This is a genomic window from Nocardia inohanensis NBRC 100128 (assembly GCF_001612945.1).
GTDB classification, from domain to species: Bacteria; Actinomycetota; Actinomycetes; order Mycobacteriales; family Mycobacteriaceae; genus Nocardia; species Nocardia inohanensis.
On the sequence record NZ_BDBK01000012.1, the window covers coordinates 204,398 to 217,894 of the forward strand.

The 13,497-nt window shown below is 63.9% G+C and carries 14 protein-coding genes; 7 read left to right on the top strand and 7 right to left on the bottom strand.

The genetic code is table 11. The annotated features are described in order from the left end of the window. The first annotated feature begins 2 nt into the window (after positions 1 to 2). Both NI1_RS23615 and NI1_RS23620 read left to right on the top strand, forming a co-directional pair. Positions 3 to 536 (top strand): hypothetical protein, encoded by a 534-nt coding sequence (locus tag NI1_RS23615; protein WP_157535289.1) that lies wholly within the window; start codon positions 3 to 5, stop codon positions 534 to 536. 3 nt (positions 537 to 539) lie between these two features. Then, positions 540 to 1,286, top strand: a complete 747-nt coding sequence (locus NI1_RS23620; RefSeq protein WP_157535290.1) for a hypothetical protein — start codon at positions 540 to 542, stop codon at positions 1,284 to 1,286. 205 nt (positions 1,287 to 1,491) lie between these two features. Here the strand turns inward: NI1_RS23620 and NI1_RS23625 are convergent, their stop codons facing one another. Together NI1_RS23625 and NI1_RS38120 are read right to left on the bottom strand one after the other, a co-directional pair. Continuing rightward, positions 1,492 to 1,749 (bottom strand): hypothetical protein, encoded by a 258-nt coding sequence (locus NI1_RS23625; RefSeq protein WP_067824744.1) that lies wholly within the window; start codon positions 1,747 to 1,749, stop codon positions 1,492 to 1,494. 596 nt (positions 1,750 to 2,345) lie between these two features. Beyond that, positions 2,346 to 2,675, bottom strand: coding sequence for a hypothetical protein (locus NI1_RS38120; RefSeq protein ID WP_157535291.1), 330 nt, complete (start codon positions 2,673 to 2,675; stop codon positions 2,346 to 2,348). A gap of 250 nt (positions 2,676 to 2,925) precedes the next feature. On the opposite strand from NI1_RS38120, the gene NI1_RS23630 reads away from it, so the two are divergent. Next, positions 2,926 to 3,390, top strand: a complete 465-nt coding sequence (locus NI1_RS23630; protein WP_157535292.1) for a hypothetical protein — start codon at positions 2,926 to 2,928, stop codon at positions 3,388 to 3,390. Between the two features lie 165 nt (positions 3,391 to 3,555). On the opposite strand, the gene NI1_RS23635 is transcribed toward NI1_RS23630, so the two are convergent. The 3 genes from NI1_RS23635 to NI1_RS23650 form a co-directional block, all read right to left on the bottom strand. Then, complete coding sequence (locus NI1_RS23635) at positions 3,556 to 4,479, bottom strand: hypothetical protein (RefSeq protein WP_157535293.1); 924 nt, start codon at positions 4,477 to 4,479, stop codon at positions 3,556 to 3,558. Positions 4,480 to 5,247: 768 nt separating this feature from the next. Next, the gene (locus tag NI1_RS23645) at positions 5,248 to 5,475 is read right to left on the bottom strand and encodes a hypothetical protein (protein ID WP_067824751.1); all 228 of its coding nucleotides are present in this window, start codon (positions 5,473 to 5,475) and stop codon (positions 5,248 to 5,250) included. Between the two features lie 197 nt (positions 5,476 to 5,672). Next, entirely contained in the window at positions 5,673 to 6,299 is a 627-nt protein-coding gene (locus NI1_RS23650; RefSeq protein WP_067824753.1) for a TetR/AcrR family transcriptional regulator, read from the bottom strand. A 91-nt stretch (positions 6,300 to 6,390) separates the two neighbouring features. On the opposite strand from NI1_RS23650, the gene NI1_RS23655 reads away from it, so the two are divergent. Both NI1_RS23655 and NI1_RS23660 read left to right on the top strand, forming a co-directional pair. Beyond that, complete coding sequence (locus tag NI1_RS23655; RefSeq protein ID WP_067824754.1) at positions 6,391 to 7,836, top strand: carotenoid oxygenase family protein; 1,446 nt, start codon at positions 6,391 to 6,393, stop codon at positions 7,834 to 7,836. 182 nt (positions 7,837 to 8,018) lie between these two features. Further along, on the top strand, positions 8,019 to 8,549 hold the full coding sequence (locus tag NI1_RS23660) for a dihydrofolate reductase family protein (protein WP_067824756.1): 531 nt from the start codon (positions 8,019 to 8,021) through the stop codon (positions 8,547 to 8,549). A 285-nt stretch (positions 8,550 to 8,834) separates the two neighbouring features. Here NI1_RS23660 and NI1_RS23665 read toward each other — a convergent pair whose 3' ends face one another. Then, the gene (locus NI1_RS23665) at positions 8,835 to 9,614 is read right to left on the bottom strand and encodes an alpha/beta fold hydrolase (RefSeq protein ID WP_067824758.1); all 780 of its coding nucleotides are present in this window, start codon (positions 9,612 to 9,614) and stop codon (positions 8,835 to 8,837) included. Positions 9,615 to 9,697: 83 nt separating this feature from the next. Here NI1_RS23665 and NI1_RS23670 point away from each other — a divergent pair, with 83 nt between their 5' ends. After that, entirely contained in the window at positions 9,698 to 9,901 is a 204-nt protein-coding gene (locus NI1_RS23670; RefSeq protein ID WP_067824760.1) for a hypothetical protein, read from the top strand. A 561-nt stretch (positions 9,902 to 10,462) separates the two neighbouring features. On the opposite strand, the gene NI1_RS23675 is transcribed toward NI1_RS23670, so the two are convergent. After that, entirely contained in the window at positions 10,463 to 11,710 is a 1,248-nt protein-coding gene (locus tag NI1_RS23675; RefSeq protein WP_157535294.1) for a hypothetical protein, read from the bottom strand. Positions 11,711 to 12,274: 564 nt separating this feature from the next. On the opposite strand from NI1_RS23675, the gene NI1_RS23680 reads away from it, so the two are divergent. Further along, positions 12,275 to 13,471 (top strand): hypothetical protein, encoded by a 1,197-nt coding sequence (locus NI1_RS23680; RefSeq protein ID WP_157535295.1) that lies wholly within the window; start codon positions 12,275 to 12,277, stop codon positions 13,469 to 13,471. The last annotated feature ends 26 nt before the right edge of the window (positions 13,472 to 13,497 follow it).

Genomic DNA, 13,497 nt, shown 5'->3' on the forward strand with positions numbered 1-13,497 from the left:
CTGTGAGAGAAAACGATTCGAACACCGCCGCATCGGTGGATCCCACTCGCAGCGGCCGGATGCGCTGGGCACTCGCCATCGTGGTCGTGGTGGCCGCGATCTGCACCGCGACCGGTATCCATCTGACCGGCTCCGATTCGCCACCGCAGGCTGTTCGTGCGACCCCTTCCCGGCCATCGGTCGAGGTCCAGGTGAACGACCTGTACGGCATGACACTCGCCCAAGCCGAACAACATCTTGGAGTGACCGGCGGCAAGAACGCCGCGGACGTACACCTCAACCTGGTGGCCATACCTGCGGGTCCGGTCGTCGACGGCGTTCCTCGTGGGGAACTGACCGTGACTGCCGCTTGCGTGGCACCGGCTGACACCCCGACCGGCACCAACCTCGAGCGACTCAACCTCGCCGTCACGCCCACTACCGCCCTGACCGACGAACTGCGGCAAAGGATTCTCGATCGGTCCTTCACCGGCGATCTGACCAGCGCCGCCGGCTGCGCATGGTGGGGCGGCGCGTTCACCGTCTACACAGACTGAGCCGTGACGGGACCGGATGCCGAGGCCGACCGGCAACGGCCACGGGGGATGCCCCGGTGGTGGAAGCGCGCTGGCTGGAAGTTCTTGGCACTGGCGGTGTTCGGGGTGCTCGGCTGGGTCGTCTTCGTGGTTGGCGGCGTGGGTGCGCTCCAGGCAGGGCACGACGTGACTGCGTACCGGCTGGAGCCGCATCAGCAGCTCCCGGCTGTGGTCAGCGAGATCGTCGTTACGTCGGGTCGATCGCCGACGTTCGAACTGCTGGTGACCACGGCCGACGGGGGTGAGCGCATCGCGTTCCCGCGCGGCAATTCGATCGTGAGAAACCCTTCGGCCGGTCGAATCGTCGTGCTCGAACGGTGGCGGGGAACCACTGTCGCAGTGGAGGATTCCGGTGACCGGGTACTGACCGACGATGCGCCGCCGGTTGCGCTGTTCTTGTCGCTGGGACATGCCCTCGCGGGTGCCGGTTTCGGGCTGGCGGGGGTGACGTTAGGTGTTCTCGAACGGGACCGCACTCGGCATGCACCTCGGGGCGAAGCCGTGTGCATTGCGATGGCCGTGGATGCGGTGATGCTGTTCGCAATGGCCCTGCTGCTGTTGCAGGATCCGTTGCGGGAGCAGGAGTTCACGACGTGGGGGTTGTGGCTGGCGTTGGCCGGAAGCGTCGCCGGTGCCAGCGGTGGCGTATGGCACTATCGCCGGTCTCGGAAATCCTCGCCCCGCCACGGTCGGCACAGCGCGATCGAATGAACGTCGCGGCAATGTAGTGCGTTCATGGCACGAGATCCGCGGCCATCGGTCAGCGCTGAGATTCCTTGCGAATGAAGGCCGGTTCCCATCCGGGTTGCACCACAACCCACGTCGACGGCATCCGAGCGCTCCGCGTAGGGCAGCCGGTGTTCCTGCCAGGGTAGGACTGCGTCGTAAAGTGGCCGGTTCGAAGTGCTTCCGGCCGTCAGCGTAGGGACCGGCGCAAGAATAGGTTGAGCGCGGCAGACACGTTGCCAACGTCCCAGTCGTCGTCTTCTCGGACGAGTCGGAACAGCGCCTTCCGGCACTGGTCGACGAGGGCCGGCTCGGCGAAGTCCAGCAGCGGGATCGCCCGGATCGCCTCGACCCGGACCAGGTCGTCCTCCACAATGTCCTGCGCGGTCGCGAGCAGGAACGGTCTCAGCACCGGCGAGTCTTCCGCGCTCGGCACCAGCAGCCGCAACCTCTGAAACGGTCATCAGCATTCATCTGGCCGAAGCACCCGAACGCACTACATTGCCGCATGGCGCGTTGATGAAGGCGGCCACCGCAGTGACTCCGAAGATCTACGGCCCGAGGTGAACTCGGGCCGTTTCAGTGCGTGCTTATGCCGATGAGCGAGTGCCGCCGATCTTCCTGGGCAGCAGGCCCGTAGTTGCTTCTGTCCCCTGCGAAGGCGCCAATAGCGAGGACGTGAAAACCACTGCCGGCGAGGTACTCGGGACGTCCACACCGAGATGCTCACAATGGGATCCGCCGAGATGTGCCGGCGAACACGATTTCGCCGGTGGTGCCTTGATCGATGAGGAGCAGCGCATCCGGTACGACTCATGCTCCAACGTGCACCTCGTCGCCACGCAAATCCCCTATGAGGGTGAGGAATCAATTCGGGCGGCAACGAGGAGCCCGGACTATCCTTGGGGGGATTTTCCGAATCGTCGATGCACCAACGTGTTTGGCCACCCAACTCCCAACCTGCGGCACCCTCGACTCGGCTGGCTACCGGAGGTTGATGTGCTCGAGATGTGCTGGTTCTGCGGAAAGCCGCGCACTGAGGGCTCACAGTACGAGTACCGAGTCGAAGGGCCCGTGGTTAACCGCATCGTGACCGAGCGCATACCGCAGTGCGCCCGCTGTCACCGCCGCGTGACCGTCCTGTCGGTACTTGCTGGCTGTGCTCGTCTCGCAGCTTGGGTGGTCACGTGGATCGGAATCGTCAGATTGGTGATACCGATATTCGGATCGAGTTCTCTCCACGCCGGAACCGTGGCACCAAGCGTCGGCCTCTTCGCCGCTGGCTTCTGTTTGCTGATTTTCCGTCGGCTGACGTTGTCCGCCCTCGACCGAATCCATGACGTCGCGGTCCTGCATCCGAAGTTCCAGCGACACCGACCCTGACGTCCTGCACCAGTGTTGATGCCACATCGGACGGGGCGACGGTGGACCTCCGAACGTCCTGGATTGCCGCTTACAAGGTCGTTCGGACCGACTGCGGCCGGCCGGTCCGACTGCATCATCATGCCGATGACACGACGGGTAGCTGCCATCGATCAGCTCAATCACGGGCAGTCGACGGAATCCGGCGCACCACGGCGCTCCTTGACCATGCGCGCTGTGCCGTTGATCTAAGTTGCAACCCATGACCCGCTATCAGAGGTTTCGGACAGCCCAGATCTCAGGTCATGTGTCCTGGTGGGTGTTCATCGTGGCGGCCATGCTCGACCGTGGCATCACGTGGTTCGATAGCAGCGAGGCCGATTTCTTCCCCTGGGACCCGTATGCGCCGCTGACCGACATGCCCCGCCGATACGCCGATTACCTACCGTCGGATGGGTTCGAGCACCTGGGTGTGACCTCACTGATCGGGTTTTGCCTGCTCGTGCTGTCGGCGCTCGCTGAAGCGGTGGTAGTGCGACGGTTCATCGCCGGAATCGTCACTGTCACAGTGCCGTTTGTCGCCGCGCTGCTGATCTGGTCCGCTCTGCCGGGTGGACACCGGAACTTCGTCCTCATGCCGTTCACCGCTCTGCTGGTCATCTTGATCGCGGTTGCGATCCGGGAAGCGTGGGAGCGCAAATTCGCTCCCACCATCGCGCCCGCCTGACTATCCGCACCCGCACATGCTGGGTCATACCTTCGTAACCACCATGCTCGCCGCCTATATGGCTTCCGCCACATGACATCTCAACCATCCGCTCATGCCGAGTTCCGGATGGGTCGGCGCGGACTAGTGCAGCGCCCCACCGCGTGGCCAATAGAAGGGCCGGACTCAGCTGACGTCGTCTTGCGACGCCGGACGCCGTCCCATTAGTTCGATGTACCTTTCGGTCATGCCGTACACGAGATCCCAGGCGACCTGTATTCCCTGGAGCAGATCCACACCTTGCGGGTTCCAGATAGACAGTTGACGACCCTCGCCGGTCGTCGCCTCGACCACCGACATCCGCGCGGCCCAACTCAACCCGTGGGCGTGGGCGCTCATCGTCCGCCATCGAAGCACGATTTCGCTCTTGGCGCCGAAGTCGGCGTAGTACGCGTGCGGCGCGACGAGAGCAGCGGCAGCGCCGATGATCTCGGTATCGGTTGGTTTCTCTTTTATGTGCTTCTTTATCGTCTCTGCGGTCGGGCTGTCGCCTACCCCGATGCGGACAGCGTCAGCCACGATCGCGTCGAGTTGGGCATTCAACTGTTTGATCTTGTTGAGCGCGGAGTCTCGGCGCGCGTTGTAGTGCTCGTTCTCCGGCGTGGCATCCCGCTCGGCGTGGTCGTTGACCAGTTCACGGGCGGCGGTTCGGTTGTTCTTCGCCTCGTGATACGCCACACAGAGGGTCCGGGATTGCCGTTCCTTCTCCGTCTCGGCCGCGAGAATCCACCCGCCGAGTCCAGCGGCAGTGATCGCCGACCGAACGAGGGTGAAGGTCGAGAACGCCGAGATCTGACGTGCGCGCAGCACACCCCTGGCAGCCATTTGCAGGTGGTCGAGCGCGTTCAACCCGATGACGGGGATGGTTGCCACGGTCGTCTGGGTGGTCAGCACCTCTAATTCGGACTCCAGTGCGCTGCCGGGCATGGGCCGACCCGCATCGCAGTAGAAGTCCGCCAGCTTCTCGATTGCGGGAACAAGAGCCTCCAAGTGCTCTCGAGTTTCGTCGTCCAGCGCGACCAATTCCGTCACTGTCGTCCTCTGCGTCATGCTGCCGAGCCTAAGCACTCACCCTGACAACGCCGCCGTTCGATGACCAACACGCTGCGGAGTGGTTGCTGCCACCGACAGTCACATCCGCTCATGCCGCTTATAAGGGCCTTCACGACGGATGGGCGTGGCCGGGTGCTGGGGATCAATGCACGTGTTTCACCAGGTGGGCCGATATCTTGATGCCGTGAGCGATGCCGTTGGACCTGAGTGGTGTGTGGTCGCGTCATTGTTGCCGTATCCGTACAAGGAGTCGGGGCCCAACGCTGACATGCGAAGCCACAAGATCTTCCCGGCTGGGGCGAAGCTTCATGTGATCGGCGGTTTCGCGGGTAAGGGTCATGAGGTGGTGACCGTGGTCGGTACTGCTCACCGCCGCCGGTACGTCACAGCTCATATCCAGGCTCGATACCTCGGCAATTGGCGTGTGGCTCTGATCTACCGGCCGGAGGTGCTCAGGGCAATCCATCAAGCCGAGATCGATGATCGGTGGAGCGCTCATCGGTGGAACCAGCAAGGCTACGAATTGGATTCACCCGAGTACGGGGAGTACCTCCGGCGGATCGCGGAGGGTTTCCAGCGTGCTCAGCGGGACGGAGCCGAGGACAGGTAGCGCCTGTACGTCGTGATGTAGCGGTCGGTGAGAACGTCCGGAACTGCCGCGAGCCGCGCGGGTCGAAACGGCCAGCGTGGCACGCGGAAGGTCAACCGGCCGCGCCGATCCGGGGTCGCCCGAACGTCCTGCACTGCCGAATGCAGGATGGGTGTTTACGGAGAGATTTCTGCGCCATCCGAGGACCACACCCTCCAAGCGGCCGACGGAATGTGGATGGTGACACCCTGCGCGGCGTGCTCGATGTGCACATCGTCGGCATAGCCGAGTGTGTTGTCGTACTCGACGATCACGTGATCACCAGCTGCGAGTTGGTGCACGTCACCCTGGATCTCATAGGTGCCTGTGATCGGTTTGTCTCCGGCCTGGATCCTCACCTTCATGGCTCGAACCTAGTGACACCTCGGTTCGCTGATGGACTACACGACCGCGTGTCGAATGGGGGCATCGAACGCACTTATCTGCCGCTAACCGCTCGGGTTCAGCACGGCCGCGATGACTGCCGGCGAACGCACTGATCTGCCGATGGGCGCGCCGGGGGCGAGGAACCGTTCGTGTGTTCGTGAGAGGTTTCGGGTTGTCAGGCTTCGATATTGCCGATGACGTTGATGCACATGCGGGCGCACTCGGCGGCGAGGTCCGCGGCGGGCATGTCGACGGTGCTGGTGAGCCAGCCTTCGATGAGTTGATTGACTCCGCCGGCGATGAACAGGGCAGCGCGGCGTAGCCGTACCGGGTCGGGGGTGGTTCCCAATGCGGCCGGGGCGTGCGCGACGACGAGGTCGGTGATCATGTCGAGCACGTCGTGGCGGCGTTGGATCAGGGCGGGCATGTCGCCGGGGTCGCTCGAGACGATGCGGTGAATGTGGTGATCGCTCGCGACGGTTTCGAGGAAGGCCTGAAGTGCGGCGCGCAGTTGCGCTTCGGCGGGGCCGGTGCTCGAGATGCCGGCTGCCACGAGGACGGCCAGCAATTGGTCACGAACCTCGTCGGCGACGGCGGCGAGCAGCTCCTCACGGTTGGCGAAATGCTCGTAGAAATAGCGGTCGGTGAGTCCGGCGCTCTTGCAGACTCCGCGCACCGTGACCGCGGCGATCCCGGATTCGCCCCAAGTGGTGCGGGCCGCGGCGATCAACCGGGACCGGCGCTCGGCGCGACGGTCCACGGCACTGACACCGCCGTAGCTGCGCAGGGCCTCGTTCGTCATTGACAACACTCTAGGCGCAGTCCTACATTTGCGGACATACGTCATCAGATGACAGATGTCATCAGATTAGCGATTCAAGGGAGAATCCGCGATGACCAGCACCTCTGTCCCCGATATCGCCGCCTATCGACAGGTCACCGCACCCCTGCTCGACGAGCACGACTACCGGATCGAGCAGATCGACGGGCACCTGCCGCCGGAACTACGCGGCACGCTGTACCGGATCGGGCCGGGCAAGCATCAAGTCGGTCGCTCGTTGCTGCACAACGTGTTCGACGGCGACGGCATGATCTCGCAGTTCGTCCTCGACGGCTCGGGGGTGCGGTTCCGCAACCGGTATGTCCGCACCCGCCACTTCCGGCACGGACAGCAGTCGGATCGGATCCGGTATCGCGGTGTCGGCGGTCAGATTCCAGGCGGGCCGCTCGCCAATATCGGGCGGCTGCCCGCGAACGTGGCCAATACGAACATCGTCAACTACGACGGCGGCCTGCTCGCGCTGTGGGAGTTGGGCAACCCGCACCGCATCGACCCCGACACCCTGGAAACCCTGGGCCCCACCGATTTCGACGGCAAACTCGGCTTCCTGGGCGCGTTCTCTGCGCACCCGAAATGGGATCCGATCACCGGCGACATGTACAACTTCGGCCTGGACCTGCTGCCCACACCCCGCATCCGTACCTACCGCGTCGACCCGGCCGGGCGACTGCACCGGCTCGCAACGATCCCGATGCTCGATCTGCCCTGGAACCACGATTTCGCGCTCACCGCAAGGTATCTGGTGTTCGTCCTGGACCCGATCCTGCCCAACATCCCCAAGATCGCACTCGCCACCCATTCGTTCATCGACTCACTGGACTTTCAGCGCGCCAAAGGAACCCGCTTCCTGCTGGTCCCCAAGAACGGCGGCCGACCACGCATCGTCGAACACGAGGCGCTGCTGCACATACACGTCACCAACGCCTACGACGACGGCGACGACGTCGTGGTCGAATTGGTGCACCTCGACACCGAATGGGACGCATTCCGCCGCATGACCGGAATGGTCAACCACGCCGGCACCGGCACACCCCAGTTCCCGGACTCCCGGCTGATGCAATACCGAATCACCAAGGGCGGCACAGTCATCGAACGCGAGCTCACCGACCGCTCCGGCGAATTCCCCCAATACGACTGGCGCCGCGGCACACGCGAACACCGCTACAGCTACCTCGCGGGTGCTGGCGGCCCCGCCGGGCTGTTCAACACGATCCTCAAGGTCGAGCACCACACCGGCACCGTGAGCAGCTGCGAGCTGGGGGCGAGCTCGGTTGGCGAACCCCTGTTCGTCCCCCGCACCGGCGATGCCGCCGAGGATGACGGCTGGCTCCTCGCCCTCAACCACCACCTCACCGAAAACCGCTCCCAACTGCTGATCCTCGACGCCCGCGACCTCGAACACGGACCACTGGCCACCGCCTGGCTCGACCACCACATCCCCTGGGGATTCCACGGCACCTTCACCCACCGCATCGCCCAGCCGAACACCATCCGGTAATGCCGCGACCCGGGCGCTTCGGAGTTGGCCGTGGGCGCCGCCAACGAGTGCACGCATACGCCGAATTCGGGATACAAGCCGCTGTACATGTCCGGTGGACGATCCCGGCCGGATCTTCTGTCGGCCGATGAATTTCGGCGGCGGGGGCCGTCTCTGCTGTAACTCGACGGAAGGGTGTACTCGTGCAAATCCTGGCCCGGCTGTGCGTGAGCGCTGACGGCTACGTGACGACTCCGGACGGCTGGCCACCTCAGGTCATCGATCCGGTGCACGGACCTGGCAGTCACGGCATCGCCGAATTCCTGACAACCTGCGAAGCCGCTCTGATGGGGCGCACCACGTTCGAACCCGCGCTGACCGCCGATCGCTGGCCCTGGCCGGACTTGGAGGTCTTCGTTCTCGGCTCGCATCGACCCGAAGGCACGCCCGAGGAGGTGATCGTCGACGATGATCCGCAGCGATTGCTGGAGAAGATCCGGGCGGCCAATCGTGGCGGCGATGTCCATCTCATCGGTGGCCCCGCTACGATCGAGACCTACCGTGCCCTTGGGGTTCTCGACAAACTCGAACTGGTTGTGCTGCCGTTCTTCGTCGGTGGTGGCATGCGCCTGACCGATTCGCTGGATCCACGGACCGGTCTGGAATTCGAGAGTTCGCGGTCGTTGGACGGCGGTGGGGTGGAGATCGTCTATCGGGTGCTGCCGCAGCACTGACCAGCGCCCGCCGAGAGAGCGGACGCGAGCTCAGATCCTTCGTCCCCCCGAGACGTCTCGCGCCCGCAAACGCATTCGTCTGCCGCCTTCCGAGCGGTTCGAAGAACCAGCGCGGGACCATGGAAGATCAACGGGCAGAACGTGGTTCAGCCAGGGCGACGCACGATAATGCCGATGCGCGAGTACATCGGTGTCGCCACAACTTGCATGTGCCGCAGAAGCTGCCGTCCCGCTGCGGGGAGCTCACCGCGGGCGGACGGAGCTGACGGCGGGGACGGATCGGCGTCAGGCGTTCGGGGTGTGCTCTCGTGTGCGGGCGAGAATTGTTCGGGCTACCAGGGCCGGGTCGTCGATCATGGGGACGTGACCGACGCCGGGGAGCAACGCGAAGTCTGCCCGGGGCAGGCGTTCCCGGGCGATCTTGCCGTTGATCTGCGGCGGCAGGATGGCGTCGCGGCTCGACCACGCCAGGGTGACCGGGCAGGGCAGCGGGTCCAGCGGAGCGATCTGCTCGTCGGTGGCCAGCAGATCACCGGTGACCGCGCAGTCGAGCAGGTCGCGCGCGGACTCCAACGCTGCGCTCGGAGTCAAACGGTCTGCGTGGCAAGCGATGTCACGCATCCCCAAGCGGCGGACCAGCGGCAGTTGAAAGGCCAGTGGTTGCACCGTGCGGGTGAGTCGATTGAGCGTGGCCAGCCTGCTCAACTTCGTGACGCCCCCGGTTTGCGCATGCGTGCCCGCCGACCAGAACCCGGCCGGCGACAACGCGCACACACTGGCCGCCCGGCCACGCCGGGCGAGTTCGATCGCCATCCAGCCGCCGAGCGAGTTCCCTACCAGGTGTGGCCGGTGCAGCCCGAGCTCGTCCAGCATGACCTCGGCAGCGTCGACGAGGTCGGCGACGGTGGCCGGGCGCCGCTGCACCGGCGGGCCGCCCCGGTGTCCGAGTGCGGTCAGCCCGAAGACCTCGTGGCGTGGAGTGAGCAGCGGGATGACCTCGTCCCACACCCGGGCCGACATGGTGACGCCGTGGAGCAAGACAAGCGGAGACTTGATCGAGGCCATGCGCGATTATCACACGTGGGCGCGCCCGCGAGGAGCACCGATCGTTACCGGCACCTCTTTAGCTGGTTCCACTCGATGTTGATATGAAAAGCATTGCCGCACAGCGGGTAAGCGTCCAAGATAGGTCAGGAACCGGCATAAGACGGCTGTCGTGGATCCAGACCGCGAACCAAGTTCTGGCCGCTGCCATCCCGAACGCACGACGGGAAGTCCTGACCGGCGCCGATCACGAAGTGCTCCACGAGCCCGAACTGCTCGCGTCGCTGCTGCTCGACTTCTTCGCCTGAGCAGCAATCCAATTCAGGGACGGCACCCGCAGAATCTCCGACCTCGGTTTCAGCGTTCCGCTCTGGATGAGAGACGCGCCTTTCCCGGTTTCGGGTCGCGTCACGCGGGTAGGACGATGGGCGTGCCTCTGTGAGGCCGAATATTTCCACACAGGAGGGAATTGCGTTGTGATGAAGCGTTTTACAGTTGGAGTAGTTATCGCAGCTGCATTGGCGTTGACCATCGGCACCGGCGCGGCAGGCGCGGCAATCGTTCTGGAGCCGGAGCCGGGTGCATCCGAGGTTGCCGTCCCGGCGACACAGCCGGTCGATGACGCTGCTGTCCCGTGGATCCAGACCGGTTCAGCCTGCATCGTGCGTTCATTTCTGCCAGCGGGAATAATCGACGATAGCCAACTTCGTTGCTGAACTATTGAAATGGCCTCGGTGGGAGGCCAACCGTTGGCCGGGGGTTTGTGAGTTCGAACTTAGCCGCTGCCCCGGCCAGCGCAGGCGATCGAGTATTACGGCTTGTGCAGCCGCACCAATCCATATGGCGGGCAGTCGAATACACGGAGCATTTCACCGGGCTTCACCGAAGTCGTCGTGAGGTTTGGTCAACTCTATCCGCACGCTGTCCCATGGGCTGGCAGTCTGAATCGACTCCGTTGTCGCTATCGGCTGTCGAGGGTATAGCTCGGTCTCGGGGTGGCGGCCGCGGTAGTCGTTCAATGCTGCGGCGCTGACCTGGGTGCGCACCAGGTCGATTCCTTTGAGCCGGTAGCCCTCGAGACTTTGCATGATCGAGTCGGTGACGGGAGTGTCACGTAGGCCGAGCGTCTCGAGCGGCGCGATCACGTGCAGTAGCGAGGTAATGGCGCGGCTTGTGCTGTCGGCAAGGTGGAAGTCGAGGTGCTCGACCTGAAGTGGTGACAGGGTGGCGGCGCTGATCCGAGGGGCGGTGAGGGTCAGGCGATGGAGGGATTTCGGGAAAGAGCCGTCGAGCCGGACCGTGTCCTGCCCATGCAGGTCCAGGCTGGTGAGGCCGGGGGCGAGGTCGCGAAGATCGTGCGTCCATGGTCGATTCGGCAGATTCGCGATCGCGAGGCCGGTGAGCGTACCCAGACGGCGGTGACCGAGGTGGAAACGCTCGGACTTCGACAGGTACAACCGGAGGATCCGCAATTTCGGAAAGCGGGCGAACGCTGTCAGCGCGTCGTCTTCGAGGGTGCACGCCGCGTGCTCGATGATCTCGACATTGGGCAGGTCGGGAACAGCGGACAGCATCTCGCGATCGAACTCGTCGGTTTCGATTCGTAACGACCACACCCGGTCCGGGTTGGCGACGAGCATGTCGAGGTCGTCACGGTCCCAGCATTCGCCGCGTGTGTGAATGCTGAATCGGGTGCCATCATGGAAAGGCGGCAGCACAGGCCCCACGGCATGAAACGGTGCCGTGCCACCGCGCAGGTGGTACAGCTGATCCTCATCGTCGGTGAACCGCCCGCAGCATGCGACTTCCACGATCGTCGCCGAGCGCGAGACACCGACCACGGCAAGATCGATCCACTGCGGCACCCGGCCCTGCCGCCACAACTCGCCCACCACCGTCTCGAAGTCGCAGCGATGCAATGCTTTTGCGCGATCCCTGGAACCGTCGCCCGGAAATCGAACCTCACCCGGTTGCGCGGGAATACCGTCATAAGACCTATTCAGGCAAACGCGGAACGTCAGCGGTGCGGGTAGATCCTCGATCAGTTGAACGCGCGCGTACCGCACGGCCGCCGCTGCGGCACTAGCGAATCGCTCGGCGAAAACTTCACGTTCCACATATCGAACCTAGCTCCGCCAATCCGCACTGTCATGCCGCCGGTCGCGATAGTCGCTTCCCTCGGTCGGCAGCAACTCGCTGCTCGTCGTTCCGTATTGACCTACAACATGATTGAGGCAATTGCCCGATGGCAGCGGACCGTTGGCCTGACCGCACTACGTGGCGTGGGCAGCTACCAGATCCAGCAACTTGTTCAGAGCGAAGATCACCGGGGCCAGCAGCATGCCGAACATCACTGCGAGCCCGAGCATTATGAGGACCCACGCCCCTATTCGACGCCGGAAAATCGCCATCGCCGAACCATCATGTCGCGCACTGGATCCCATCCCGCCTCCCGTTCCTAAGACCCTACCAGCGAGGTCGACAATCGCCGGTGGGTCAGTGACCAGGGCGGCGACCGGCGACGCCTTGGTACTTACCAAGGCGCACAAGGAGGGTGCACCCCTGCCCAGGAAGCCCCTCAACGTCCTCAGGGGAACCTGACCGGCAGCGAACCTCCTGCGCTGTAGCTCGTTCGATGTCACCATGGAGGGCAACTGTCGGGCCAAGCGGAGCACACGAGTATGGCGAGCACGGACTTCCGTACCTTCTGTCATATCAGCGAGTACGGTCCGGTTGGATACGGCAACCTGCACCGCATGATCGCAGCAAGCAGGCCCTTGGTTCTCTGGGCCCCGTCGACCGTCCTCCTCAACATCCCCGAGTGCACAGTTGGGACGAAGGTCTTCCTGGATTTGATGAACCGTGGCGACCTTCGCATTCACGCCCGCGAAAGCTGGATCATGTCCTCAGCATTCCGGGACAACCACTACTGGGCGGGTGCCAAATGGACTCGGGGCGTGGACGATGTCATTCGCCGCATCGCCGAGGAGGACAAGGACAAGGCGGATATCGACAAACGGGTGCGCATCGTTCCCCCGGCGCAGGGCAAGGAACGCGCGCAGGAGTATTTGACCGAGAATCCACGAGTGATCGGCAGTGTCACTCGGGCAGCCCGCCGCGGTGGCGCGATCCCGGACGGCGTATTGGAAACCGCCCACCGCCTGGCCTCTGATCCCCGAGGCGTCGCCGAGGCCGTGTTCCAGCAAGCCTTCAATCATGCTGAGGCATACTGTGATTCAGCTGCCGAGGCACCGTTCTTCCTGTCCCAGAGCGACAGCCGGTTCCTGAAATGGATGTCCGAGGTACACCCCGGAGAATCGGAAAGCGGATCGATTCGCCGAGCGCAACAGCGTCGCGCGAACTACGCCGAACTCGCGACCCAGCTGCGCAGACTGCTGCGAACCCTCGAAACCTCCGGCACAGTCGACCATATCTCCGGCTTCGTCCGCTCCGATGCACACGACCAGCTGATCTCCTGGTTCTCGTCACTATGCCGATCCGTTGCCTACGAGAACCCAGACCTACTGGATGACAAGGTCTTTCGAGAACTGAGCCGACAGCTCGACACCGCGGAATTGAAGAACACCCTACGGAGTTGGGTAGCAAAACCGGATAGTGTCATAGGTTTTACCGGTGGGGCGATCACCGCGGCCGGCGGACTGGTCTTCGACGGCGTCACCCAATGGGCGATCGCCGGCGGCTTCTTCGCAGCCCTCCCCGTCGGCAAAGGGCTACTCCAACGCTTGGGCTATATCCCTGCCGAATACACCGGGCCCCAATGGCCGTTCATCTACGCCTTCGGCAAACCCGCATCGAACCGCCGAATCCGCCGCCTGAACCGAGCCCTGGCCCTCCAGCCGCGAGGAAACGACTACTAACCGGATACTCGCCAAGAAGGCTCCGG

Coding starts and splice junctions, on each gene's coding strand:
- NI1_RS23650 (WP_067824753.1), bottom strand. CDS start 6,299: ATGACGAACGAGGCCCTGCGCAGCTACGGCGGTGTCAGTGCCGTGGAC.
- NI1_RS23635 (WP_157535293.1), bottom strand. CDS start 4,479: ATGACGCAGAGGACGACAGTGACGGAATTGGTCGCGCTGGACGACGAA.
- NI1_RS23630 (WP_157535292.1), top strand. CDS start 2,926: ATGACCCGCTATCAGAGGTTTCGGACAGCCCAGATCTCAGGTCATGTG.
- NI1_RS23655 (WP_067824754.1), top strand. CDS start 6,391: ATGACCAGCACCTCTGTCCCCGATATCGCCGCCTATCGACAGGTCACC.
- NI1_RS23645 (WP_067824751.1), bottom strand. CDS start 5,475: ATGAAGGTGAGGATCCAGGCCGGAGACAAACCGATCACAGGCACCTAT.
- NI1_RS23665 (WP_067824758.1), bottom strand. CDS start 9,614: ATGGCCTCGATCAAGTCTCCGCTTGTCTTGCTCCACGGCGTCACCATG.
- NI1_RS23670 (WP_067824760.1), top strand. CDS start 9,698: ATGAAAAGCATTGCCGCACAGCGGGTAAGCGTCCAAGATAGGTCAGGA.
- NI1_RS23680 (WP_157535295.1), top strand. CDS start 12,275: ATGGCGAGCACGGACTTCCGTACCTTCTGTCATATCAGCGAGTACGGT.